We start from the raw sequence: 22,357 nt of genomic DNA, 5'->3' as shown, positions 1-22,357 counted from the left end.
AAACCCGCGCGACGGCTCTCAGTCGTGGACCAGAACGTCGAGCACGTCCGTCCCCTCGCGAGCGAGCGCGTCCTCGAGCGTGCTCTCGATCTCGTCGGGCGTCTCGACGAGTTCGGCGCGGGCCCCGTGGCTCTCGGCGTTCTTCACGAGGTCGACCGCGGGCTCGAAGTCCATGCCGACGAAGTCGTAGTCCTCCTCCTCGCCGCCCATGAGATGGAGCGTGTTGTCCTTCAGGATGCGGTAGTTGCGGTTGTCGGAGATGACGACCGTCAGGTCCAGATCGTAGCGGGCGGCGCTGTAGATCGAGTGCGGGTAGTACTGGTAGGAGCCGTCGCCGATGAAGCCGATCACGTCGCGGGGCTCCTCGAGTTGCTCCTCGGCGACGGCAGCGCCCACCGCGGCCGGCAGCCCGTAGCCGAGGCCGCCGCCCTTGTTCGACATGTACTGCTCGGGGCCGAGGTCCCACCGGGTCAGCATGGCGTACTTCGAGGTGACGCCCTCGTCGACGATGGCGGCGTCGCCCGCGACGCGCTCCATCGCATCGACGAGTTCGGCTTTCGAGGAGCCGGGGTCGCTTCCGTCGCTCTCGCCGTAGCCGGCCATTTTCTCGTCGGCCATCGCCTTCACGTCGGCGACCTCCTCGAGCCGGTCGGCGACGACGTCGTCGGAGAGCCGTTCTCGGACGCGCTCGGTGAGCCCCTGCAGAACGAGTCCGGGATCGCCGACGACGGCCGCGTCTGCGGGCTGGTTCTTACCGACCTGCCAGGCGTCGTCGCTAATGTGAATACAGGTCGTGTCGGAATCGACGAGCGCTTCCTCGTGGCGGGTCAGCGTCGTGTTCGTCGAACAGCCCGCGAACAGTAGCGTGTCGGTGTCCATCAGCATCGAGGCGAGCGTCTCGTTCGTCGGCAGGTAGGAGACCCACTGCTCGTGGTCCGTCGGGAAATCCACCTCGGAAGAGAGGATCTCGCCGTGGACGCGAGCGCCCGTCGCCTCCGCGAGGTCGACCGCCGCGGCGACGGCGTCGGCGCCAGAGCGGGCGATGTGGTCGCCGACGACCATCACCGGGCTCTCCGCCTCGGTCAGCAGGTCGGCGGCACGCTCGAGTTGCACCGGATCGCCGCTCCCCGCGTTGGGGATCGCGCCGAGCCGTTCGGGTTCGGCGTCGGTTTCGGCCATCGTCACGTCCAGCGGCAAGCCGAGGAAGACGGGTCCCGTCGGTGGCGTCATCGCGACGCGGAACGCCCGGCGGAGCATCGTCGGCAGCGCCGAGACGTCGAGGACCTCGTCGGACCACTTGCAGAACTCGCGGGCCATGTTGGCGAGCCGACCCGAGAGGATCGGCTCCTCGTGGCGGAAGTCGGTGCTGTGGTTGCCCGCGGTTACGACCAATGGCGCGCCCGCGATTTTAGCCGCGTAGAGGTTCCCCAGCCCGTGGGCCAGACCGGGCGCGATGTGGAGGTTCGCGACCCCGACCGGCGTCACCGAGTCGTCGTGGTGGGAGTGATACCGTCGGCGCTGGGCGTAGCCCGAGGCCATTCCCACCGCGATGTCCTCGTGGAGCGCGAGCCGATACTCGAGGTCGCTTTCCCCGATCGCGTCCATGATCGGGAGTTCGGTCGTACCCGGGTTGCCGAAGACGTAGTCGACGCCGTAGGACTCGAGAGCGTCAGTGAAGAGATCCGCACCAGTATAGCTGTCCGTCATGCTCCCTCGTGGCACGGCATTTCACATCAAACTGTGTGTTTCGGAAAGCGGATTCCAGCGTCTGCGGACCCGGCCCGGGTATTATGCGTCAGTTCGTTGTCGCTCGACTATGCCCCTCGCGAGAGATGGGACAGGTGTCGGCGCGACGGCTCGAGCGTTCTGGTCGCAGGTCCATCCCGTATTCATGACGCCGCCGCTCGCCGCGTCGCTGTTCGGCGCGATCCTCGCCGGGAGCGTCGATCCAACAATCGCAGTGATCCACGTCGTCGCGATGTTCGCGGCGGTCTACACGGCCCACGTCAAGGACGGCTACGTCGATTTCCACGTCCGCGGCGAGGACGACGACCATCCGCTGTCCGCGACCGGTTGTCAGGTCGCGCTCGCGCTGTCGACGGCGACGTTCGCGCTATGCTGTGTCGCCCTCGGGGTCCTCGTCGACCTGTTCGCGGTCGCGCTCGTCGTCCCGACGTGGCTGATCGCCTACCACCACGCCCCCCAACTCGATATGAATCCCGTGACTGCGACGACCGGGTACCCGCTCGGAATCGCCCTTTCGGTGCTCGGCGGCTACTACGTGCAGGCGGCGACGCTCACCGCAGTGCCGATCGCTTTCGCGCTCGTCTTCCTGACGCTCCTCTCTGGAGTCAAGGTGATCGACGACGCGCAGGACTACGCGTACGATCGCTCGATCGAAAAGCGGACCGTCGCCGTGGCGGTCGGTCCCGACCGCGCCTACGGCGTCGCGTACGGCCTGATGGCCGTCGCGCTCGTCGCCGTCGCCGGCTTCGCCATCGCTCGCGTCTTCCCCGTCACGTCGCTGCTCGCGGCCCTCGCGTTCGCCGTCGTCGCGCTCGTTGCACGGCGGGCCGATCCCGAACTCGCGACGATGTTACTCATCCGCGGCTCGTACGTTTTCCTCGCCGTGCTCGTGGCCGCGGTGCGATTCGATCCGGTCGCTGGCCTCGTGTGAGTCGCGAGCCGCCGGCTCGAGCGATCGCTACACTGCCCCGCTGTGGCCACATCGCGGACAGTACATACACCCCCGTTTGATGAGCATGTAACTCTCGTTGCAGTGACCGCACGGAGAGCCGACCGATACCCCGACTTCGCGTCCCAGCGCCGTGACGGTGTTGTGCAGTTGCCGGTGTCGCTGCTCGCTCGCCTCGAGTCGCTCGTTGAGATCGGCCAGTTGTGCCCGGAGCACTCGGTCGCGTTTCAATCCGGGGTTGGGTAACGAACGTGGCATCATGTACCGCGTAGGTCACCACGAGCGAAAAGGGTATCTCTACTCGACATCGGCCGAGAGAATGCGGTGAACCGGCAATTTCGCCCCTCGAACGCTTGCGGCGTCGACTCGCTCGAGTGCTCGAGCGAGCCGTTAGTCGGTGTCGGCCTCCTCGGAGACGCTCGGCGGTTTCCAGTCCATCTTGATCGTCACCGTCTCGCGGTTCCCGCGGAGGATCGATGACCGTTCGCGGACGCCGACCTCGTACGCGATCGTTTCCGACGGATGGAGGTCGACGGTCTTGTTTCCGGTCCGAACCGACGACGAACCGTCGCCCTCGAGTTCGTCGGCCAGTTCGCGAAGTCGCTCGGCGACTTCGTTTCGCGTGAACTCGTCCTCGGCCAGTGTTTTCTCCACCATGGAGTTGCCTCTCAACGGGTCCGCGGCATAAGCCGACTGCCTGACGCTGTTTGCTCGAGTATATGTGTCGACGGCGAGAACGAATCGAGCCCGCGACGGAAGCGAGGTGGCGTCAGGAAAATCGGGCGTCGGGTCGACGGGGAGGTGTCCTCAGTTCGTGCTGACGATCTTGATCACGTCGCCCTCCTCGAGTTCGTAATCTTCGCCGACCTCGCGATTCGTCTTGGCGTTGACGGCGTGGAGGTAGCCGTCGCCGATGTCGGAGTGGACGCTGTAGGCCAGATCGACCGGAGTCGAGCCACGGGGCAGCAGGAAGGCGTCGGGCAGCACGTTGCCGCTGCCGTCGGACCACTTCGAGGCGTCCTCGACGGGATAGGCGGTGAGGTGATCGAGCAGGTCGTAGACTGCATGATCGAACGCCGTCTGGACGCCGGTGCCACCCCAGTCCGACATCGTCTCGGCGAGTCCCTCGAGGGCCTCGCGTTGCGCGTCACTAACGGTGTCGCCGATGTCGATCGTCTCGTCGCCGGGATCGTAGTCGACGAGACCGTTGTCGGCCGCCCGGCGGAGCGCGAGTTCACCCTCCGCGGTAGTCGGGATCACGGGCTTGTCCAGTTCGAGCAGGCGCTCGACGTTCTCCTCGGGGGCGACGTCGATCTTGTTCGCCGCGACGACGATCGGTTTGGTCCGCCGGCGAACGTCGCGGGCGAGCGCCTCGCGGTGTTCGTCCTCCCACTGGATGGGGTCGTCGGGGTAGTCGAGATCGCGGAGGACGATCGCGATCTGTTTCGGCGAGGCACCGAAGCCGGAGAGCATCTCCGAGAGGGCATCGTCGATGTCGAAATCGGGCGATCGGGACTTGCGCTCGACGGATTCCCAGTTGCGCTCGACGATGCCCGCCAGCCAGAGGTCCATCTCTTCCTCGATGAAGTCGATGTCCGCGAGCGGATCGTGGTCGCCGATGTCGACGGGCTCGCCCTTCTCGTTGGTTCCGCCGGAGGCGTCGACGACGTTGACGATCACGTCCGCGTTCGTCAGTTCGTCGAGGAACTGGTTGCCCAGCCCTTTCCCCTCGTGGGCGCCCGGCACCAGCCCCGCCACGTCGATGAGCTCGATCGGGACGTAGCGCTTGCCATCCTCGCAGTTGTCGGCGTTACAGCGCTCGTCGCGCTCGAGGCATGGACACTCCGTTCGGACGTAGCTCACCCCGCGGTTGGCGTCGATGGTGGTGAACGGGTAGTTGGCGACGTCTACCTCCGCCATCGTCGCCGCCGTGTAGAAAGTGGACTTGCCGGCGTTGGGTTTCCCGGCAAGTGCGATCGAAAGCATGACTCAGGGTAGCAGGGTCCGGGAAAACTACCTTTCGATTCCACAACTCGGAGTCCGACCGGCGAACCGACTCCGCGACCGGGATTTCGGCGGCCGTTATCTGGTGCCCGGTTCGAACGACTCGAGGACGACCGACGCTTCGCGAACCCCTTCCTCGAAGACGGCGTGATCCGACGCCGAAACGCGATCCGCGTGGGGCTCCCAGTCGACGGCCCGGATCTCGCGCAGTTCGGGCAGCGTTGCGTGTCGAAGGCCGGCCGCGACTTCGTCGACGGATTCGTCCGTGTGATACGAAACGGCCCGGGCGAGCGCGTCGACCGAGCGCGCGTCGCCGTTCCACTCGTGGTAGAGCACGGCGAGCGCGAGTCGAGCACGTTCCTTCCGGAGTACTTCGAGGACCGTTTCGGCCATCGATGGAACGGCTGCGACGGCGTCAACGCCGGGATCTCGCGTCGGCGTCGGCGAGTCGAGTGAGTCGACGCCGTCCGCGAACGCATCATGGATGGACGCGTCGAACGCGTCGGGGTCACTGTCGTCGGTTACGGTCCCGGTGGACGGCTGCAGCGGACAGACGGGAGCGGCAGTCCGCCCCGCGAGATCGGTATCGCTCCAGACGGCAGCCGATCCCCTCGTCGCCATCGTCCCCGCCCCGGTCGTTTCCGTCCCGCTTGCCCCAGTTGCATCGGGATCCACCGCCGCGGTGGTGGTCTGCGCGTCGGGTATCGTCGGACGGTCGCTCGCCACCGGTCCGATCGCGACCGTCGGGGTGACAACGGTCGCCGTCGGTCCGATCGCCGCATCGGTCGTCGCCGACGACTGCACGGCCGGGCCGGACGGCTCGGCCGCGGCAGGCAATTCGGTATCGGCCGCTCGAGACGCTCCGCTCGCGTCGATCGATCCGGACGAAGCGATATCCGGTTGCTCCCGGACGGCGGTGACGAAGCCGGCCGCGCCGCCGACCGGGACCAGCGTCGTCGTCAGCGACAGCGGATCGCGAATCGTGCCGCCCTCGAAGGTGACGTAGCCCGTCAGCCAGACGACGAGCGCGCAGGTGACGACGATTCCGGCCGACACCTGTATCACGGCTCGCCAGCGGACCTCAGAGGAGACGTTTCGACTGGCCAACCAGTAGCCGCCGGTGGCCAGCCCGGTCGGAACGAGCAACGAGACGAACAGTTCGAACGCGACGACCGGCTGCGAGGCCGGCGTTCCGAGCGTCCGGACGATACCGGTGACCGCGAGCACGAGTCCCATGAAGACGATCGCGACGGTCGATTCCCCCCCACCCCTCCCACTCGAATCGAACGGGGGTAGCGAAGCGCATACCGTCCCCTTTCAGGGACGGTCATATAAATCGAATTGTCAACTCAGAGTTCGACAGCCATCATCACCTCGTCGACGTAGTGGCCGTTGAGTTTGTAGTGATCCTCCCGGATCGCCTCGGTCTCCCAGTCGTGGGCCTCGAGGAACGCGATCGCCTCCTCGTTCGTCGAGGGAACGCTCTGGTAGACTTTCTCGTAGCCGTTCGAACCGGCCCACTCCAGACCTCGTGAGAGTAGATGGGAGCCGACGCCGTGGCCGCGGTACTCTTCCAAGACGCCGACGGTGACCTCGGCGGTGTGGCTCAGCTTCTCCAGTTCAGGCGCGTAGAGGTGTACCCAGCCGACCACGTCGTCCTCGACCGTAGCAACGAAGAACATCCGTGATTCGAGTTCGTTGTGCCGGAGCAACGTGTTCTCGTGATCGATCTCGTCGGCGACGCTCTCGGCCTCGATGTAGGTCTTCTCCTCTGCGACCTGCCGGATCGCGCCGACGATCCCCGTCAGGTCCTCCTGGCGTGCCGGCCGGATGTGGAACTCGAGATCCTCGGAGACGTACTCTTCTTCTGCCCCGGCGTCGATCGTCACGCGAAGCGTCCCGTCTTCCTCGTCGATCCGGCCGTCCCGCTTCAGGATCGCGACGTGGTGGCGGAAGCCACCGGGGTCGAGGCCGAGCCGGTCGCGCGTCTCCTCGGGGTCGACAGCTCCGTGGCGTTCGACGTACTCGTAGATCTGCTTGCGATCCTCGTGGCCGAACTCGAGCGTGTCAGTTGTTGCCATGAGTTTCGGTACCACAAACCACTACTTAATCTTTGGCCGACTGCTCGAGCGCGGACCGACACTCCCCCGCTACCACAGACAGCCGCGAGCGGCTTCGAGCCGGTCGTCTGCAGATCGATCGTATGGCCGACTTCATATCTGAGTATAGTTCATCTAGTAAAAACATATATTTATATTACTATGGTTGTATGCAGTTAGTTTCAATGAACCATACACGGCGGCGGTATCTGAAAACGGCAGCAGCATCGGCGATGATCGGTGCTGGATCGATGAGTTCGTTCGTCGGGTCGGTGACGGCCCAGTCCGGGGACGCACACTATGGCCTCGATGACGGGTTCGCGGACACTTCGTGGCTCGAGAACGAGGACGTACAGGTGATCACGGTCGCGGAACCGACTCGAAGCGCGGTCGCGGACGCGTTTCAGACGAGCGGCCCGCGCCTCATCGTCTTCGAAACCAGCGGGACGATCGACCTCGGGAACAGTAATCTGGAGATCACGGAGGACAAGTGCTGGGTGGCCGGACAGACGGCTCCCTCGCCAGGAATCACGTTCATCAGGGGAGCCGTCCAGATCGGGGCCAACGATTGCGTCGTCCAGCACATCCGATCACGGATCGGCCCCGGCGACGGGTCGATCCAAGGCAACGACGCCTTCAACACGCAGGACGGCACCCGGAACAACGTCGTCGACCACGTAACGGTCTCGTGGGGCGTCGACGAGTGTCTCTCCGTCGGTTACGACACGCAGAACACGACGGTCATCAACTCGCTGATCTACGAGGGGCTGTGGAACCCCTAGACGACGAGGCAGACCACAACTACGGCACGCTGGTCGGCGACGGCGCGTCGAACGTCACGCTAGCGGGAAACGTCTGGGCGAAGTGTCGCGGTCGCCTGCCGCGGCTCAAGGCCGACACCGACTCGGTCGTCGCCAACAACCTCACGTACTTCTTCGACGAGTCGGCCAACGCCGACAGCTCCGCCACCACGAGCTTCGTCGGCAACGTCTATACCGGGCTGACCGATACCGGCGACCCGATCCTCGAGGGGACGCCCACGGCTTACCACCGGGACAACGTGACGGCCGATCCGGCGCTCGACGGGCAGTCGTTCGCCGAGGTCTCGAGTACGAGTTCGCCGCCGCTGTGGCCCAGCGGTCTCTCGGAGCTACCCGCTGGCGACGTGGAGAGTCACAACCTCTCGAACGCTGGCGCGCGGCCGGCCGATCGGACCGGCAACGACCGGCGCATCGTCCAGGAGATCAGCGACCGGGCGGGTAACGACCGGCTCGATTCACCCTACGACTACTGGGTCGGCCACCCCGACGAGGTCGGTGGCTACCCGCAACTCCCGGTCAACACCCACTCGCTGTCGGTCCCCGACAGCGGCCTGCGCGACTGGCTCGCCCAGTGGGCGAGCGTCGTCGAAAGCGGCGGCTCCCAGCCCGGTTCGGGCGACGACGGCAGCGGGGACGACGGCAGTGCGAGCGGCCCGATCGCGACTGGCACCTACGAGATCGTCAACGTTCACAGCGGCCAACTGCTCGAGGTGGCCAACGCCTCGACGGCCGACGGCGCGAACGTCATGCAGTGGCCCGACACCGGCGGTGCTAACCAGCGCTGGACGTTCGAGTCGGTCTGAGTCCGCTCGCCCTTAAGACGGCAACTGGTACAGCCGGACGACCTTCCACCGGCAGTGTTTCGACTCGAGTGCGCGAGATGTCCCCGGTTCGCCGGGGTGCCCGACAGGTGTGTCTCGCGTTCTCCATGATCGGAACGAACGTGGCGGTTGCTGGCTGTGCGCTCGTGCTCGCGGTAGCAGTCGGACTGGTGGCCCACGAGTGGGCGCACGCGGCGGTTCTCCGACTCGCCCGCGTCGAGTACACCGTCTCCTATTTCCCTGGCCGGTCCGAAGGTGTCGTCTCGCTCCTGACGTCCCGCCCCTGGGCCGCCGTCCACCCCCGGCCGTCCGGTCGCGAGCCCGCTTGGGCCCTCCGACTTGCAGCTCTCGCACCCGCGTTGCTCGCGATCCCTGTCTTCTGGCTCGCGGCCGCCGGCTACGTGACGGCCGAGACGCCGGTCGTCGCCGCGGCGGCCATCGGCTGGCTGGCCTGTGCCCTCCCCAGCCCGCAGGATTTCTCGGTCGCGTTTCACGCCCGTCGACTGCTCGAGCGGTCCCGTGATCCGAACGCCGCAGCCCTCTCCCGCGCCGACTGACGGTCGTCGCTGGCTGTGCGCTCCGGTCCGCTCGCTACTTTCGTGACTTACGTGAAGCGACCGGTCGACCACGCGTGGACGCCGGTCACGACCGCGAACGAAACGAGGACGACTGCCCCACCGGCGAGGCCGCCGATCGGGACGATTCCCGCCGCAATCCCGGCCAGAAAGAGACCACAGAGGCCGACCGTCCCCGCGTACCGCAGCGGCCACCGATCGGCCGACGCGGGTTCGCTGGGCGGCTGGAGATAGGAATCCAGCCGGTTCGCGAGCGGCGTCGCCTCGACTCGACCGCGATCCTTGTCGTAGTCGACGATCCCGTGATTGTCGAGTTTCGGCAAGTGGGACTGATACAACGAAATGTAGACCCGCTGGCGCTCGTCCGATGTCAGGTTGTCGACGGTCGTCTCCTGCTCCCAGGCGGCGATCTGTTCGGCGAGTTCGCGCAGTCGAACCGGTCCCTCTGCGTCCCGAAGATAGCGGAGCACGTCACGACGACGCTTCGTTTGCAGGAGGTGATAAATGTCGTCGAGACTCAGGTCCGACGAGACCCCATCCGAATCGGACGCTCGAGTCGGTCCATCGACCGCGTCCGTCTGGCTGCGACTGGTCACTCTCCTTCTCGGGAGAGTATTCCTGACAAACAGATAAATCTACGGACTAGTTTTGAACGACCATTGAACTGCTGGGTCGAAAACGGCGGGACGGGCCGTGGGTCGACCCGTCGGGTGTCCGGGTGTGACGCGGTCATACAGCCACGAATGACCGCGGATCGGTAATCGAGCACGGGTGATCCACCGGCGCTTCCAGTCGTTCACAGTTCGGCGGGCGATCAGCACCACGCCGACATCCTATTGTTGGTGCGTCCAATAATAAAACTATTCCTCGAGACAAATACGCCATTGGTGGCGAATAAACTGGCCATTCGATGTATATATGGCAAACAGAAACCTGATGTCGGCAACTATCTAGCCAGGGAAGCGCGGGAGTTATCTATCTGTCAGTCTCGCTGCGTTGGCGAGCCCGATTCGGTCACGGATCGATCTCCATCGGCGCAGTTCGATCGGAGAGTTCGGCGCTGACGAGGGCGGCGTGACTGCGGCGGAGCCGCTCGGAGAGCGCCTGATGTGAGATACCCAACTCCGATGCCAGTTCCTTGAGGGTAACGCCTCTCGGCACGTCGAAATAGCCCAACTCGTGGGCCTTGTGTATCGTCTCGTACTGCGTTTCGGTCAGGGGCGTCCGCGCCGTCGCAAGGTCGTCGACGCCGCTGATTCGGGTGACGTTCACCCGGTAGTCGTACTGCTCGAAGAGTTCGTGACAGGCCGAGACCGACTCGCGATCGTGAAAGAGTAGTTTCAGCATCCAGCGGCCGTCGTGTCCGCGCGCCGTCAGAATGGCCCCGTCGTGTTCGGTCACGATCTCTTCGAACAGTTTCACGCTATCGCCGAACTCGAGTCGAAACAGCCAGCGATCTCCCGGGCCGACAGCGGTTTCGTCGTCCATCGGTGCGTTGCCGCTATCGTCGACGACGCTCGCGATCAGGTCGACCGACGGATCCGCCTCGAGCGCCTCGCGAACGGTCTCTTGATCCGGTCCACCCGTCCAGACCAGCGGTGCGGACCCGCCGATCATCCCACCAACCTGGAATTCGAACGCCGACACTCGATCGAACGTCCGGTCGAAACCGAGTCGATCGGCCGAAATCTCGAGTTCGACGACTGTAGTCATTATCGGATCTCACCACAGAGACGTATAGACGGATTTTGTTACCGGTAGCCTTTCCCGCCACCCAATCACAGTGATTATCAGTGTCGAGTGACTCTCGCCTGAGTTAACAAGTCGTTATAATTCCATCGTTTGCGGCCTCTCTAGCTTCGCTAAGAATATCGTCCGAAAAAATATTGCACGGCTGTCATATCTGCCACCGGTAGCCGGCAGAGGGAGCGAACGAGTCGACTCGTGGGTTCTCAGTGCCTGAAACTCCCGAGCAGCTACAAGTACGGTGCCAGCATCGTACGAGATGGCCAACCACTGGAACTGGCCGCCAGGGAATGCACGGCGTTGTCGTTCGTTCTTTTCCGCCGCTACTCGGACTCGCTCGTGAGGGGACCGCCGTCGGTAGATCGGTCTCGACACGGGACTCGACCGCGAATCGAGCGTCGATCGTTCGTCGCCGATCGGAGCGGATGTGACTCACGCGTTGGATTCCGGGCCGCCAGTCACGGGGGGTCCGATCGCCAAGGGGCGTCTCAAATCCCTTGCACGGTCTCGATGCTACCGATCGATTCGAGCGTCATCCAGCACAGAAAGAGGGCGTACAACGCCAGAAACCCGTACGCTTCGCGATTCGTGAGCTCGAGATGGGTGCGAGTGAAGACGATGAACACGAGCGTCGCGAACGCGAGAAATCCCATCGTCGGGACCGCCGCGAGGAAGTTGATGGTCGCCGAGCCGGCGAGCAGGACGCCGACGGGGATGGCGACCAACAGGTTGAACGTGTTGCTCCCGAGGACGTTCGTGAGACTGGTAACGCTCTCGTCGTTTCTGGCGGCGCGCACGCTGACGAATGCGTCCGGCAGGCTCGTCGCGGCCGCGATCACGGTCACCCCCCACAGGAACGACGGCGTACCGAAGATCGCACCGAAGGTGAGCGCGGCGCGGACGATCCCCTCGACGCCGACGGCGATAACCAGAAGCGCAACCGTCAGCCGAGCCCACTCTCGACGCGGGTTCACGGTGACCGACTCGTCGGCGACGTGGTCGCTGGCGTCCTGCTGGTGGAGAAAGACGTAGATCCCGTACGAAACGAGCGGGATGAGGGCGAGCGGCGGCGTCAGGATGGCGGCCTCGTTCGTTCCTCCCGGCACGTACGTCGCACCGAGGGCGAACACGATGAACAGGATGAGTACGCTGATAACGTAGAACTGCGCGTCCTTGTGAACGATATCTCTGGTCACCTCGAGTCGGTCGGTCGAGAGGGCGGAGAACGCCGGAATGACGAGCAGGTTGAAGATCGCGCTCCCGACGATGGCGCCGACGCCCAGCGAGAACTCGCCGTGGAGCACCGTGCTAATTACGATGGAGCTGAGTTCGGGGAAGCTCGAGCCGACGGCGACGACGATGGCCCCGTGGACGGCGACGGGCAACCCGTAGTGCTTGCTGAGACGCTCGGCGGCGAGTTCCAGTCGTTCACTCCCCCACCAGATGACGGCAGTCGCGACGACCGCCAGCACGAGAGGGACGAGGAGAGCGTTCATCGAGTGACGGTTGTCGGTACGTGCTGAAGACGTATTCCATTCGAGCGCACCCAACGGCGAACGCCCGGTCCACCGTCGATCGCGAGTTCGCGAGCGGTCAGCGACGGAGCCGCGCGACCCGTTCCCCGTCGCAGTCAGTGGTTTCGACCAGTTCGTCGTCGGCCAGGTCGGCGAGCAGTCCTTCGAGCCACTCGCGGCCGTACTCTCCATCGGGCGCGTAGTCGACGCGGATGCGGTGGCCGAGTGTATCGAGCTCGAGTTCGTCGTACTCTCGCAACGTGGCGATCACGCGGCCGCGGAACTGTCGGCGGCTCCCCTCGAAACTGGGCTGGGTGGGGACGTCCGGGGCGGTGAAGTCGCCGCTGGCGTAGGCGTCGCACCACTCGCGCCACGGACAGCCCGCCTCGTCACATTTCGGCGTCTGTTCGCAGGCGACGCCGCCGAGTTCCATGATCGCGTTGTTCCAGACTCGAGAGCGGCCGGCCGGCATGAGTTTTTGCGCTGCGTCTTCGAACGCCGTGTCGTCGTCCGGTACACCGAAGGCCCGATAGAGCACCCGCTTGACGTTCGTGTCGACGACCGCGTCGCCGTCGTTGAACGCGAAACTCGCCACCGCGTTGGCCGTGTACGGCCCGACCCCCATCAGCTCCTGGAGTTCGTCGGGCGTGGTCGGAAAGTCGCCGCCGTACTCCGTCTCGACCTGCTGGGCCGACTCGTGGAGATACTTCGCCCGGTTGTTGTACCCGAGACTGTGATCGGTCCAGAAGCCGACCACGTCCGCGCGGTCGGCGTCGGCCAGATCGGCGGTCGTCGGCCACCGCTCGAGAAATTCCTCCCAGGCCTCGACGACGCGGCCGAGCTGGGTCTGCTGGCTCATGACCTCACTGACGAGGATCTCGTAGGGATCGTCGGTTCGCCGCCACGGAAAGTCGCGGTGGTCGTCCTCGTACCACGCGATCAGCGCCTCGCGGACGGCCTTCTGATCGTCCGGTAGCGCCCGCTTTCCGGCCTCTGCTGTCATCGACGGGGGTTGGGGAAGCGACGGTTTAGGGGTGATGGTCGACGTCGACGTATCCGTCGCGTTTTTCTCCGTAGAATGTGTCGTACGCTTACATGAGTTCGCAGTCGCTCGGTCCGAAACTGATCGCCATCGGGTTCGCGATACTCGTCGCACCGTATCTCATCGCGTTTTACCTGTCCCTCGGCCCCGTCGGGTGGACGGTCGCCGGCGTATCGATCATACTCATCGGTATCGCCGTCTCCCTGCGAGAATCCCCCGGCTACGACGACGTCGACCGCCTCGAGCGGACGAACTGCGACGCCTGCGGCTCGCGGATCGACGCCGACGCCGACACCTGCGACTACTGCGGGGCCGTCCGCTGAATCGGCGTACGATACTACGGGCACGAACCGACCACGAAAGGTCTATCCGGCGCGCTCGAGTCCCCTCCCGTATGAGCCTCGACGAGCTTACCGACGACGTGACGGACTCGTACACCAACATCGGCGACGAACTGACCGTCTCGCTCGACCGAGAGACGCGCAACGAGTTGGCCCTGCTCGAGACGGCTCTCGAACCGGAGGAGACGGACGAACTCGTCCGGCGGGCGATCCACATGCTCTTTCAGTCGACCGTCGACACCGGGAAGCTCGACTTCCAGCTCCGATCCGGATACGACGTAACCTACGACGAGTACCTATCGGGGATGACATTCGAGGAGATGACCGGCGCGGACCAGTACCCGACGATGGACGACGAACGTCGCTACCAGTTCTGATCCCAGCGGTCGCTCGTCCGTCCGCTGCCCGAGCCGGAACCGTCCTCGTCCTAATACCTAATTAATGCCATTCATACAGTCCTGACTCCATAATAGGTGCGCTTATGCGTGCTCGCACCCTCGAGTCGCACATGGTAATCAGTCAAGCATCCACCGACTCGACGTATCGCTGTCCCGAGTGTTCCGGGCCGATCGCGGCTCGATACGAGTCGCTCGTCTGTGACGACTGCGGTCACACGCCCCGACACGGCGCCGATTGAGCCGGGCACCGCCGCTTCGAGCAGCCGTTCAGTCTCCCTGATTTTTCGCTCTCTATCTCCGCGGCCCTCGGATTGATCAGTCATCGACCGAGCGGCCGCTCTTCACTGTGGCAGTACCGCACTCGTGATGAAAAGCTGCGTCGCGTTCGCCCCGGCGCTCAGTCGTCGATCGGGGCCGCACTCGAGAGCGCTTCGTCGATGTCGGCCTCGGCCATCTTCTCGACCAGGGCGTCGATGACTTCCTCTCGCTTGCCGGTGACGAACTTGATCGAGCCGACGACGAGGTGGCCGCCGCCGGAGACGCCGCCGCCGGCGATCTCGGCCTCGAGTTCGGAGACCATATTCGGGATGTCCAGTCGGACGCCGTCACTGCGGAGGACGGCGAAGTCCGGGCCGTAGCCGACCGTGATAACCGGGTCGCCGGTCTCCTCGATCTTGCGGTCGTGGATCTCGCCGGTGGTCTTGCCTGGCGCGGGGTAGGTGAACCGATGGGCGTAGTTCTCGACGTCGATCCGGTAGAGGTGCGCGCCGTTCTCGAGCGTCTCGTGTTCGAGATGCGGCATCGCGGCCTCGAGCTGGTCGTCGACCTCCTCGCGACCGCGCTCGGCGAAGAACTCGACGAGGTCGCGGTGGCGTTCCTCGTCGTCGCTGTCGATCTGCAGCAGGTCCTGAATCAGCTGGTCGCCGGAGTTGTATCGCAGCCAGAAGGCGGCGTAGTCGAGTGCTTCGCTGACGTCCTGCAGGCGGTCCTCGTCGTAGCCCTCGTCGGCCGCGAGCGAGAGGTAATCGTCCATCGCGTCGGCCTTCGAACGATCAGAGAGGCCGGCAACGGCCGGGATATGGCGGAGCTCGTCGGTCATCTCGGGGTAGATCATCCGCGCGAGTTCGACGCAGAGCATCCCCGTCGTGATCCGGTAATCCTCGTCGTGGAGGTACGGGTTGACGTGGGCGTCGAGCAGGTCGCCCACTGCCTCGGGGTCGGGGTGGTGGTGGTCGACCGCGACGATCGGGATATCGTAGTGAGCCAGCGTCTCGTAGGCCGGCACGTCCTCGGCCGTCGAACCGTTGTCCAGCATGAGCAGCAGCGGCAGCTGCTGGCCGTGTTTCTCGCGGTCCTCGAGCGCGAAGTTCAGGTCCCGCGTGGCGTCTTCCATCTCGTAGAAGGGGGCCTTCGCGGGGAGGCGCTTGATGAGGTGTCGCGGCGCGTTCTCGTCTTCGTGTACGTCGGCGATGAACCGCTCGAGCGCGATCTGGACCGGGACCGCGGCGCACATCCCGTCACCGTCGGCGTGGTGGCGCACGCGGATCGGACGGCCCTCGAGCACCGTCCGACGGAGCAGTCGAGCGACTTCCTCCAGATCGGGCCGGAGCTTTTCGAAGGCCGGCCAGTCGATCAGCGGCTCGACGTCGTGGGGTTCGGCGCGGCCCTCGAGTGCCGTCTCGAGCCGTTCGCGGGCCTCTTCGGCGTCTTCGCCCTCGAGTTTCGAGAGGCCGTCGACCTCGATCTGGACCGAGCCCTCGCGGTGTTCCGGCGTGCCGGTCACGCGGACGATATCGCCGACTTCGATGGTGGGGTAGGCGCGGACGCCGGCCTCCTCGAATGCGGCGCAGGGAACGACGCCGTACTCGTCGGCGACGTGGAAGATCGTCGGCCCGGCGGTCTGTTTGACCTGCGTGACCTCCCCCTCGACGTGGATCTGTTCGCCCAGGTTCGCCTCGAGGCGGTCGGTGCCGGTCAGGGCGTAGTCGTGGGAGACCTCGGCGAGCGTGTAGTCGTCGACGTCGACGGGCTCGAAGGCGATGTCGCCGTTCTCGCGGACGCTCTCGAGTTCGACGACGAGTTCGTCGCCGACGGCGTAGGTGCCCTCGAGAACGGACTCGTGGACGAGCCCGGAGACGGAGTCAGAGAGGTCGACGAAAACGCCGTAGTCGACGATGCCGTTGATTTCGGCGAGATAGGTGCGGCCTTCCTCTATGTCGTCGGCGGTACAATCGGGAGCGAGATCGTAGACGACGGAATCCCCGTCGTCTGCGCCGGGTTCCCCGGCGGAGTCACGCGTCATCTTGAATCGCCGTTGGGGGCCGTCGCGTATAACCCTTGTCAAGAAGCGGTATCGGCTCACCGGACGGCGCTGTCGGTTCGAGGTGACAGACGAACCCGAGCCCACGACCGAACCGGAGCATCGGAACGTTTAGCAACCGCAAAGCCGCAGGTGGGTGTATGGGGCTGTTCGACGCGCTGTTTCGCTCGAGCGAGATCCTCGGCATCGCAGAGGAGACCCTCGAGTTCGCCCTCGAGTCCTCGGAGGCGACCCACCCGAACGAGTACATGGGATTTCTCCGGGGGACCGAGGCCGACCGGCTGGGAATGGACCGGGACGGCCTGATCATCACGGACGTCCTCGTGGTGCCGGGCACCGAGTCCAACAGCGTCAGCGCGACCGTCAAGACGAACCAGATCCCGAACGACGTGAAAGCGCTGGGCAGCATTCACTCCCATCCCAACGGCGTGATCAGCCCGAGCGACGCGGATCTGGACACCTTCGGACGGGGCAGCGTCCACGTCATCATCGGCGCACCCTACCGCCGAACCGACTGGAAGGCGTTCGACTCGCAGGGGAAGCCGACGCAACTGAACGTGATCGACGTCGACCTGCCCGACACCGAGGACTTCTTCGATTTCACGCAGGCGGATATCGACGAGGAACTGCGACGATGAGACTGCCGACGCTCGAGACGATGCTATCAGTGACTACCGGACCACGAACGGCGGGATCGACGCGGGAACGACAGGCCGAGACGGTGAGAGCGCCATGACGCGAACGGTCATCGCCCAGGGGACCTTCGACATCCTCCACCCCGGCCACGTCCATTACTTAGAGGAGGCCGCGGCGATGGGCGACGAGCTGTACGTGATCGTCGCGCGCAAGGCGAACGTCGATCACAAGGAGAAGCCGATCTGCCCCGCAACGCAGCGCCGCGATGTCGTCGGCGCGCTCGCGGCCGTCGACGAGGCCCTGCTCGGCCACGAGGAGGACATCTTCGTTCCGATCGAGGAGATCGACCCCGACGTGATCGCGCTGGGTCACGACCAGCACCACGACGACGAGGCCATCGCGGCCGAACTCGAGCGCCGCGGGATCGACTGCGAGGTCCGCCGCGCGAGCGCCCGGGAGTCGGCCGCCGACGAGCAACTCCTGTCTACGCGGCTGATCATCGATCGAATCCTCGAGCGACGGGGATAACTGCGCACTGTCTCGAGTCGAGCGGGCTGGGAGGCGCCGCTGGGTGTCGGGAGACGAAGCGATCGACGGCGCGACCGGGTCAGTTCTCGAGGATTATCGGTGGCGGGAGTCGGAGCGAGTCGACCGTGTGGCCCGTCTCGACGAAGTGCTCGATCGCCTTCTCCGACACCTCTTTTTCGGTGTAGCCGTCGGCAGTGCTGACCTGCCAGTCGCACTCGAGACAGTATTTGCACATAGGTCGGTCTAACTGGTATTCGATCGTAAGGCGGGGAAAGATTCGTGCAGGAAATCGAAGGGACCGGCCCCTGCCGGCGCCAGACGATGGCGCAACGCGCGAGCATCGACGGCGGCGAACCGGACCGACTCGACGATCTCAGTCGTCTTTGACGCCGGGGTTGGTAACCGCGCCGTTGGCCGCCGAGCCGAAGTCGCGGCCGAACTTCGCCAGCACGCCGTTCGTGTAGTTGGGCTCGGGCTGGTCCCACTCTTCGCGTCGGGCCTCGAGTTCCTCCTCGGAGAGGTCGACCTCGAGGGTGCGCTCTTCGATATCGATGGTGATCACGTCGCCATCCTCGATGAGGCCGATGGGGCCGCCGGCGAACGCCTCGGGTGCGACGTGGCCGATGGAGAACCCGCGCGTGGCACCGGAGAAGCGACCGTCGGTGAGGAGGGCGACGTCTTCGGCGTGGCCCTGACCGGCGACCGCGCTCGTGACGCCCAGCATCTCGCGCATGCCGGGACCGCCCTGCGGTCCTTCGTTGCGGATGGCGATGACGTCGCCGGTCTCGACGTGGCCCTCCTGAACGTACTGCATGGCGTTTTCTTCGTCCTCGAAGACGCGGACGGGGCCTTCGTGATGAAGGTCGTCGTCGCCGGTCACCTTGAGGACGGCCCCGCCGGGCGCGAGGTTGCCCGTCAGGATGCGGATCGCGCCCTGCTCGTTTTTGGGCTCGTCGACCGTGTAGAGGAAGTCGGTGTCGAGTTCCTCGATCGACGGGGGATCGAGCCGCTCGAGTTCCTCGCCGATCGTGTTGCCCGTGACCGTCAGCGCGTCGCCGTGGAGCAGGTCGGCCTCGTAGAGGGCGTTCAGGACGACCGGGACGCCGCCGACCTCGTGGAGGTCCTCCATCACCCGCGTGCCGCCGGGCTGGAGGTCGGCGATCTTCGGGGTTCGCCGACTGATCTCGTCGAACTCCTCGATCGAGAGGTCGACGCCGGCCTCGGCGGCCATCGCCAGCAGGTGGAGGACGGCGTTCGTCGAGCCGCCGACGGCGACCTGCAGCGCGATGGCGTTCTCGAACGATTTCTTGCTGAGGAAGTCAGAGGGTTTGCGGCCCGCTTCGACGGCCTCGACGGCGATTTCACCGGCCTCGCGGGCGATGTCGTAGCGCGACTCGGCTTCCGCAGGCGGGCTGGCGCTACCGAGCGGGGCGAAGCCGATCGCCTCGGAGATCGAGGCCATCGTGTTGGCGGTGAACATGCCGCCACAGGAGCCCGCGCCGGGGCAGGCGTGGCGCTCCATTTCGTCGAGTTCTTCCTCGCTCATCTCGCCGTCGGCGACGGCGCCGACGCCCTCGAAGACGTTCTGGACGGTGATTTCGCGCCCCTCGTGCTCTCCGGGCATGATCGAACCGCCGTAGAGGAAGACGCTCGGGAGGTCCGTCCGAATCGATGCCATCATCATCCCGGGCATGTTCTTGTCGCAGCCGCCGATGGTGACTAGTCCGTCCATGCGCTCGCCGAAGGAAACCAGCTCGACGGAGTCGGCGATCAGTTCCCGGGAGATCAGCGAGGCCTTCATCCCCTCGGTCCCCATCGAGATAGCGTCGGAGATGGTGATCGTCCCGAACTCGATGGGCATCCCGCCGGAGTCGTCGACGCCCTCGAGGGCGGCCTCCGCGACCTCGTCCAAGTGAACGTTACACGGCGTGATGTCGGCCGCCGGGTTCGGCACGCCGATCATCGGCGAGCCGAAGTCCTCGTCGTCGAACCCCATCGCGCGGAACATCGCACGATGCGGGGCTTTATCCGGTCCTTCCGTCACCTCGCGACTTCGGAGGGACTCGTCTTTCCCGTAGTCGAATTCGTCGTCGCTGCTCATGGTCTGACTGTGATTCGAGCGGGTATAAGTTCCCCTTTCTCGGTTACCCGTTCGTGCCTCCGCAATTCGGCCGAATTTGTTCGGCCAATCTGCGGGGGTAGTCGTCCGGAATCCAGTCTCACCGGAAGTGTTCTCGCGTCGGCGAGCGGCCGGGTGCGGCGTACTCGAGATACCCGGCCAGATAGCACAGAAAGAGCCGCGCGTAACCGATTCGTTCCTGCCGACGCGCGGAGGTCTCGACCGGACAGCTATGATCGTAGACGACCGTCCCCTCCCGCGCCAGCCGCAAGGAGAGGTCGGTATCCTCGAGAAATCCCAGAGACTCGTCGAAGCCGTCGACCGCCTCGAACGCCGTCCGCCGTACGCTGCAGTTGGGACCCGGCTGCTGGACGAAGCCGACCGGCCAGCACGCGCGATACCACCAGTCGGAGAGGACGCGAAAGCACACTCGATGGCGACGGCCGCTCTCGAGCGGCCGGAGCGGGCCACCGACGCCGACGACTTCGGGGGTCGCGTAGTGTCGGCAGTGGCGGCGCACCCACGTCGGCGGGACGACCGTGTCGGCGTCGGTAAAGAGCACCACGTCGCCGTCGGCCGCCGTTGCGCCCCGGTTTCGCGCGGGGCCGGGACCGGCCCGGCGGTCGTCGACCAGCACTCGATCGACGATCGAACGCTCGCGAGCCACCGCCACCGTCGTCTCGCCGCTCGCGACGACGATTACCTCGAGTCGCCCGTCGAACCGCTGGGCCGCGAGCGCATCCAGCGTTCGCTCGAGACGGTCCCCCTCGTCGCGGGCGGGGACGACGACCGAGGCGTCGGTGTCCGGCATCGTCGGGGACTGTCGGTGCGAACGACATAACCGCTGTGTCCTGCCGGTCCCGGTGGGCTCGGTGGACACGACAGCGACCCACGCCCCGGGAGACGGCGACAGTCGTTGCCAGCGTCGAAACCCCCTTGCCGAGGGCTTTCGTAGCGGAGATACCATCATGGCGACCGCGACAGTCAGCGCGGGGGCGCGCCTCCACGTCGGCTTTCAGAACCTCTCGCTCGCCCGCGAGCGCCTGTACGGCGGCATCGGCGTCGGCCTCGCGGAGCCGCGGGTCACCGTCACCGCCGAACCGGCCGAGGTCGTCGCGACCGACGACCCGCTGGTCCGCGAGTATGCCCGCCGTGCCGTCGACGTCCTCGAGGTCCCCGGCGTCTCGGTCACACTCGAGGAGTCTCTCCCGCGCCACGTCGGCCTCGGGAGCGGCACGCAGGTCGCGCTGGCCGTTCTGGCGGCGACCGCACGAGTCTACGGCCTCGAGCCCGGAATTCGCGAACACGCACCCGCGATGGGGCGGGGCGGTCGCAGCGGCGTCGGCGTCGCGACCTTCGAGGGCGGCGGCTTCGTCGTCGACGCCGGCCACCCGACGACCCGCTTTACGACCGAGCCACCGGCGGAGGGCGACTGGACCGTGCCGCCGGTCGTCGCCCGCCACGGTCTCCCGACGGAGTGGCGGTTTCTCGTCATCGTTCCCGACGCCGATCCCGGCCGGAACGGGGACGACGAAGACGCGAGCATGCGCGCGGTGGTCGAGCGCGCCGATCCCGCGATCGCCGACGAGATCGCGGGCGTCGTCACCCGGAAGCTGCTGCCGGCGGCCGCTGCGGGCCGACTCGAGGCCTTCGGCGAGGCTATCGCCGAAATCGGCCGCAAGAACGGCGCCTGGTACGCCGACGCACAGGGCGGCGTCTTCCGGCCGCCCGCAGGCGAACTCGTCGAGGCGCTCGAGGACTGCCCCGTGCTGTCGGGCATCGGCCAGTCGTCGTGGGGGCCGGTCGTCTACGGCGTCACCGATATCGATCACGCCGACGAGGCTCGGGCGGCGGCCGAAGACGCGCTCTCGCATCGAGGACTCGAGGGGCAGATCATTCTCGCGGAACCGGCCGAAGACGGGGCCAGAACTCGATTCGATGCCGAGTGACGGCACGCGACTACAGCGCGTGCCCGTTCTCGGCGGTGGTCCGCGCCGCAGTTATCGGACGTCGACAGTGCCGTCCGCTCGCAGCACGACGAGACACCCGCCGAAAGAGAATACGACCCTCCCCGAGGAATTTCTCGGTCCGTCTGCGGTCGGCTGGAACAGGGTGTCCAGTGCCAGCGGATCTATCACGTCCGCCAGAACGCACTCGAGGTCGATCGGATCGACGCCCTTCTCGGCTGCGACGGCCTCGATGACGGCCGTGCTGGCCGATCGGTCCGCGGAATCGGCTTCGTCCATGTCTCGAACCGAGGGGATCTCACCCGAGCTCCGGACGGGAGGAGAGGGTCAACTCGGGCAGTCCACCGGAACCCGGGATAGTCACCGACAGCTGATCCAGTAGCGGCGTCAGCGCGATCCGATCTCGCTCACGATCCCAGTCGATGACCCCCGCGTCGTGGAGCGCCGGAAGGTGCGCGTGTCGCAGGTGGAGGACGACCTCCCGCCGGTGCTCGGTCAGCACCTCGGTCGACGGAACGCCGTACTTCACCGCCGCGAGTTCGGTCGCCAGTCGACGGACCGTCACGGGTCGCCGCTGCGTCGTCAGGTACTGCAGCGCGTTCCGCCGGACCGAGTCGGACAGCAGCGCGTGGACCGCGTCGAGGAATTCGGGCGTCTCTACCTGCTCGAGCCGAAGGCGTTCGACCATGAATCGTTGTGGGAGCGTACCAGTAAAGCGCGTGCTCCGGGCT

The 22,357-nt window shown here is 65.7% G+C and carries 24 protein-coding genes and 1 pseudogene; 9 read left to right on the top strand and 16 right to left on the bottom strand.

What is annotated here, in order from left to right:
* Nucleotides 1–18 precede the first annotated feature (18 nt).
* Entirely contained in the window at nucleotides 19–1,707 is a 1,689-nt protein-coding gene (locus NDO75_RS22820; protein WP_310908929.1) for a thiamine pyrophosphate-binding protein, read from the bottom strand.
* Between the two features lie 109 nt (nucleotides 1,708–1,816).
* Here NDO75_RS22820 and NDO75_RS22815 point away from each other — a divergent pair, with 109 nt between their 5' ends.
* Nucleotides 1,817–2,677 (top strand): UbiA family prenyltransferase, encoded by an 861-nt coding sequence (locus NDO75_RS22815; protein ID WP_310908928.1) that lies wholly within the window; start codon nucleotides 1,817–1,819, stop codon nucleotides 2,675–2,677.
* 27 nt (nucleotides 2,678–2,704) lie between these two features.
* Here NDO75_RS22815 and NDO75_RS22810 read toward each other — a convergent pair whose 3' ends face one another.
* From NDO75_RS22810 to NDO75_RS22790, 5 genes are all read right to left on the bottom strand, one after another.
* Nucleotides 2,705–2,953, bottom strand: coding sequence for a hypothetical protein (locus NDO75_RS22810; RefSeq protein WP_310908927.1), 249 nt, complete (start codon nucleotides 2,951–2,953; stop codon nucleotides 2,705–2,707).
* 132 nt (nucleotides 2,954–3,085) lie between these two features.
* Nucleotides 3,086–3,352 (bottom strand): amphi-Trp domain-containing protein, encoded by a 267-nt coding sequence (locus NDO75_RS22805; protein ID WP_310908926.1) that lies wholly within the window; start codon nucleotides 3,350–3,352, stop codon nucleotides 3,086–3,088.
* A 150-nt stretch (nucleotides 3,353–3,502) separates the two neighbouring features.
* Nucleotides 3,503–4,681 carry a redox-regulated ATPase YchF gene (locus NDO75_RS22800; RefSeq protein WP_310908925.1) on the bottom strand — a complete coding sequence of 393 codons (1,179 nt, stop codon included), beginning with the start codon at nucleotides 4,679–4,681 and terminating at the stop codon, nucleotides 3,503–3,505.
* 96 nt (nucleotides 4,682–4,777) lie between these two features.
* On the bottom strand, nucleotides 4,778–5,935 hold the full coding sequence (locus tag NDO75_RS22795) for a hypothetical protein (RefSeq protein ID WP_310908924.1): 1,158 nt from the start codon (nucleotides 5,933–5,935) through the stop codon (nucleotides 4,778–4,780).
* A gap of 113 nt (nucleotides 5,936–6,048) precedes the next feature.
* The gene (locus NDO75_RS22790) at nucleotides 6,049–6,780 is read right to left on the bottom strand and encodes a GNAT family N-acetyltransferase (protein WP_310908923.1); all 732 of its coding nucleotides are present in this window, start codon (nucleotides 6,778–6,780) and stop codon (nucleotides 6,049–6,051) included.
* A 251-nt stretch (nucleotides 6,781–7,031) separates the two neighbouring features.
* Between NDO75_RS22790 and NDO75_RS27810 the strand changes: the two are divergent.
* Together NDO75_RS27810 and NDO75_RS22775 are read left to right on the top strand one after the other, a co-directional pair.
* Nucleotides 7,032–8,422 (top strand): annotated as a pseudogene (locus NDO75_RS27810) (RICIN domain-containing protein).
* A gap of 125 nt (nucleotides 8,423–8,547) precedes the next feature.
* A complete protein-coding gene (locus NDO75_RS22775) occupies nucleotides 8,548–8,997 on the top strand; it encodes a hypothetical protein (RefSeq protein ID WP_310909193.1) in 450 nt (149 codons plus the stop codon).
* Between the two features lie 47 nt (nucleotides 8,998–9,044).
* On the opposite strand, the gene NDO75_RS22770 is transcribed toward NDO75_RS22775, so the two are convergent.
* The 4 genes from NDO75_RS22770 to NDO75_RS22755 form a co-directional block, all read right to left on the bottom strand.
* The gene (locus tag NDO75_RS22770) at nucleotides 9,045–9,611 is read right to left on the bottom strand and encodes a hypothetical protein (protein ID WP_310908920.1); all 567 of its coding nucleotides are present in this window, start codon (nucleotides 9,609–9,611) and stop codon (nucleotides 9,045–9,047) included.
* A 418-nt stretch (nucleotides 9,612–10,029) separates the two neighbouring features.
* Nucleotides 10,030–10,728 (bottom strand): helix-turn-helix domain-containing protein, encoded by a 699-nt coding sequence (locus NDO75_RS22765; RefSeq protein ID WP_310908919.1) that lies wholly within the window; start codon nucleotides 10,726–10,728, stop codon nucleotides 10,030–10,032.
* 521 nt (nucleotides 10,729–11,249) lie between these two features.
* The gene (locus tag NDO75_RS22760) at nucleotides 11,250–12,257 is read right to left on the bottom strand and encodes a sodium:calcium antiporter (protein ID WP_310908918.1); all 1,008 of its coding nucleotides are present in this window, start codon (nucleotides 12,255–12,257) and stop codon (nucleotides 11,250–11,252) included.
* Between the two features lie 97 nt (nucleotides 12,258–12,354).
* Nucleotides 12,355–13,278, bottom strand: a complete 924-nt coding sequence (locus NDO75_RS22755; protein WP_310908917.1) for an A/G-specific adenine glycosylase — start codon at nucleotides 13,276–13,278, stop codon at nucleotides 12,355–12,357.
* 92 nt (nucleotides 13,279–13,370) lie between these two features.
* Here NDO75_RS22755 and NDO75_RS22750 point away from each other — a divergent pair, with 92 nt between their 5' ends.
* From NDO75_RS22750 to NDO75_RS22740, 3 genes are all read left to right on the top strand, one after another.
* Nucleotides 13,371–13,640 carry a zinc ribbon domain-containing protein gene (locus NDO75_RS22750; RefSeq protein ID WP_310908916.1) on the top strand — a complete coding sequence of 90 codons (270 nt, stop codon included), beginning with the start codon at nucleotides 13,371–13,373 and terminating at the stop codon, nucleotides 13,638–13,640.
* Between the two features lie 71 nt (nucleotides 13,641–13,711).
* Nucleotides 13,712–14,035, top strand: a complete 324-nt coding sequence (locus tag NDO75_RS22745; RefSeq protein WP_310908915.1) for a hypothetical protein — start codon at nucleotides 13,712–13,714, stop codon at nucleotides 14,033–14,035.
* 131 nt (nucleotides 14,036–14,166) lie between these two features.
* A complete protein-coding gene (locus NDO75_RS22740) occupies nucleotides 14,167–14,295 on the top strand; it encodes a hypothetical protein (RefSeq protein ID WP_310908914.1) in 129 nt (42 codons plus the stop codon).
* 158 nt (nucleotides 14,296–14,453) lie between these two features.
* On the opposite strand, the gene NDO75_RS22735 is transcribed toward NDO75_RS22740, so the two are convergent.
* Nucleotides 14,454–16,358: an OB-fold nucleic acid binding domain-containing protein gene (locus NDO75_RS22735; protein WP_310908913.1), complete on the bottom strand. Its 1,905-nt coding sequence runs from the start codon at nucleotides 16,356–16,358 to the stop codon at nucleotides 14,454–14,456.
* 158 nt (nucleotides 16,359–16,516) lie between these two features.
* Between NDO75_RS22735 and NDO75_RS22730 the strand changes: the two genes are divergently transcribed.
* Together NDO75_RS22730 and NDO75_RS22725 are read left to right on the top strand one after the other, a co-directional pair.
* Nucleotides 16,517–17,014: a Mov34/MPN/PAD-1 family protein gene (locus tag NDO75_RS22730; RefSeq protein WP_310908912.1), complete on the top strand. Its 498-nt coding sequence runs from the start codon at nucleotides 16,517–16,519 to the stop codon at nucleotides 17,012–17,014.
* A gap of 94 nt (nucleotides 17,015–17,108) precedes the next feature.
* Nucleotides 17,109–17,540: an adenylyltransferase/cytidyltransferase family protein gene (locus tag NDO75_RS22725; protein WP_310908911.1), complete on the top strand. Its 432-nt coding sequence runs from the start codon at nucleotides 17,109–17,111 to the stop codon at nucleotides 17,538–17,540.
* Between the two features lie 79 nt (nucleotides 17,541–17,619).
* Here NDO75_RS22725 and NDO75_RS22720 read toward each other — a convergent pair whose 3' ends face one another.
* The 3 genes from NDO75_RS22720 to NDO75_RS22710 all read right to left on the bottom strand — a co-directional run bounded on the left by NDO75_RS22720 (nucleotide 17,620) and on the right by NDO75_RS22710 (nucleotide 20,470).
* Complete coding sequence (locus NDO75_RS22720) at nucleotides 17,620–17,775, bottom strand: hypothetical protein (RefSeq protein ID WP_310908910.1); 156 nt, start codon at nucleotides 17,773–17,775, stop codon at nucleotides 17,620–17,622.
* A gap of 138 nt (nucleotides 17,776–17,913) precedes the next feature.
* Nucleotides 17,914–19,641, bottom strand: coding sequence for a dihydroxy-acid dehydratase (gene ilvD / locus NDO75_RS22715; protein WP_310908909.1), 1,728 nt, complete (start codon nucleotides 19,639–19,641; stop codon nucleotides 17,914–17,916).
* Between the two features lie 118 nt (nucleotides 19,642–19,759).
* A complete protein-coding gene (locus NDO75_RS22710) occupies nucleotides 19,760–20,470 on the bottom strand; it encodes a glycosyltransferase (RefSeq protein ID WP_310908908.1) in 711 nt (236 codons plus the stop codon).
* A gap of 157 nt (nucleotides 20,471–20,627) precedes the next feature.
* Between NDO75_RS22710 and NDO75_RS22705 the strand changes: the two genes are divergently transcribed.
* Nucleotides 20,628–21,608: a beta-ribofuranosylaminobenzene 5'-phosphate synthase family protein gene (locus NDO75_RS22705; protein ID WP_310908907.1), complete on the top strand. Its 981-nt coding sequence runs from the start codon at nucleotides 20,628–20,630 to the stop codon at nucleotides 21,606–21,608.
* A gap of 51 nt (nucleotides 21,609–21,659) precedes the next feature.
* On the opposite strand, the gene NDO75_RS22700 is transcribed toward NDO75_RS22705, so the two are convergent.
* A complete protein-coding gene (locus NDO75_RS22700) occupies nucleotides 21,660–21,905 on the bottom strand; it encodes a HalOD1 output domain-containing protein (protein ID WP_310908906.1) in 246 nt (81 codons plus the stop codon).
* A 19-nt stretch (nucleotides 21,906–21,924) separates the two neighbouring features.
* A complete protein-coding gene (locus NDO75_RS22695) occupies nucleotides 21,925–22,314 on the bottom strand; it encodes a hypothetical protein (protein ID WP_310908905.1) in 390 nt (129 codons plus the stop codon).
* Nucleotides 22,315–22,357 lie beyond the last annotated feature (43 nt).

Source organism: Natrinema sp. 1APR25-10V2 (assembly GCF_031626495.1).
In the GTDB taxonomy this organism is placed as follows: domain Archaea; phylum Halobacteriota; class Halobacteria; order Halobacteriales; family Natrialbaceae; genus Natrinema.
This window is presented reverse-complemented; position numbering and strand designations above follow the sequence as displayed.

Bases quoted from the DNA above. Each gene is read 5' to 3' on its own strand.
- NDO75_RS22820 (WP_310908929.1), bottom strand. From the start codon at position 1,707: ATGACGGACAGCTATACTGGTGCGGATCTCTTCACTGACGCTCTCGAG.
- NDO75_RS22775 (WP_310909193.1), top strand. From the start codon at position 8,548: ATGATCGGAACGAACGTGGCGGTTGCTGGCTGTGCGCTCGTGCTCGCG.
- NDO75_RS22815 (WP_310908928.1), top strand. From the start codon at position 1,817: ATGCCCCTCGCGAGAGATGGGACAGGTGTCGGCGCGACGGCTCGAGCG.
- NDO75_RS22740 (WP_310908914.1), top strand. From the start codon at position 14,167: ATGGTAATCAGTCAAGCATCCACCGACTCGACGTATCGCTGTCCCGAG.
- NDO75_RS22755 (WP_310908917.1), bottom strand. From the start codon at position 13,278: ATGACAGCAGAGGCCGGAAAGCGGGCGCTACCGGACGATCAGAAGGCC.
- NDO75_RS22705 (WP_310908907.1), top strand. From the start codon at position 20,628: ATGGCGACCGCGACAGTCAGCGCGGGGGCGCGCCTCCACGTCGGCTTT.
- NDO75_RS22735 (WP_310908913.1), bottom strand. From the start codon at position 16,358: ATGACGCGTGACTCCGCCGGGGAACCCGGCGCAGACGACGGGGATTCC.
- NDO75_RS22800 (WP_310908925.1), bottom strand. From the start codon at position 4,681: ATGCTTTCGATCGCACTTGCCGGGAAACCCAACGCCGGCAAGTCCACT.
- NDO75_RS22795 (WP_310908924.1), bottom strand. From the start codon at position 5,935: ATGGGACTCGTGCTCGCGGTCACCGGTATCGTCCGGACGCTCGGAACG.
- NDO75_RS22695 (WP_310908905.1), bottom strand. From the start codon at position 22,314: ATGGTCGAACGCCTTCGGCTCGAGCAGGTAGAGACGCCCGAATTCCTC.
- NDO75_RS22765 (WP_310908919.1), bottom strand. From the start codon at position 10,728: ATGACTACAGTCGTCGAACTCGAGATTTCGGCCGATCGACTCGGTTTC.
- NDO75_RS22700 (WP_310908906.1), bottom strand. From the start codon at position 21,905: ATGGACGAAGCCGATTCCGCGGACCGATCGGCCAGCACGGCCGTCATC.
- NDO75_RS22745 (WP_310908915.1), top strand. From the start codon at position 13,712: ATGAGCCTCGACGAGCTTACCGACGACGTGACGGACTCGTACACCAAC.
- NDO75_RS22810 (WP_310908927.1), bottom strand. From the start codon at position 2,953: ATGCCACGTTCGTTACCCAACCCCGGATTGAAACGCGACCGAGTGCTC.
- NDO75_RS22730 (WP_310908912.1), top strand. From the start codon at position 16,517: ATGGGGCTGTTCGACGCGCTGTTTCGCTCGAGCGAGATCCTCGGCATC.
- NDO75_RS22790 (WP_310908923.1), bottom strand. From the start codon at position 6,780: ATGGCAACAACTGACACGCTCGAGTTCGGCCACGAGGATCGCAAGCAG.
- ilvD (WP_310908909.1), bottom strand. From the start codon at position 19,641: ATGAGCAGCGACGACGAATTCGACTACGGGAAAGACGAGTCCCTCCGA.
- NDO75_RS22805 (WP_310908926.1), bottom strand. From the start codon at position 3,352: ATGGTGGAGAAAACACTGGCCGAGGACGAGTTCACGCGAAACGAAGTC.
- NDO75_RS22725 (WP_310908911.1), top strand. From the start codon at position 17,109: ATGACGCGAACGGTCATCGCCCAGGGGACCTTCGACATCCTCCACCCC.
- NDO75_RS22750 (WP_310908916.1), top strand. From the start codon at position 13,371: ATGAGTTCGCAGTCGCTCGGTCCGAAACTGATCGCCATCGGGTTCGCG.
- NDO75_RS22720 (WP_310908910.1), bottom strand. From the start codon at position 17,775: ATGTGCAAATACTGTCTCGAGTGCGACTGGCAGGTCAGCACTGCCGAC.
- NDO75_RS22760 (WP_310908918.1), bottom strand. From the start codon at position 12,257: ATGAACGCTCTCCTCGTCCCTCTCGTGCTGGCGGTCGTCGCGACTGCC.
- NDO75_RS22710 (WP_310908908.1), bottom strand. From the start codon at position 20,470: ATGCCGGACACCGACGCCTCGGTCGTCGTCCCCGCCCGCGACGAGGGG.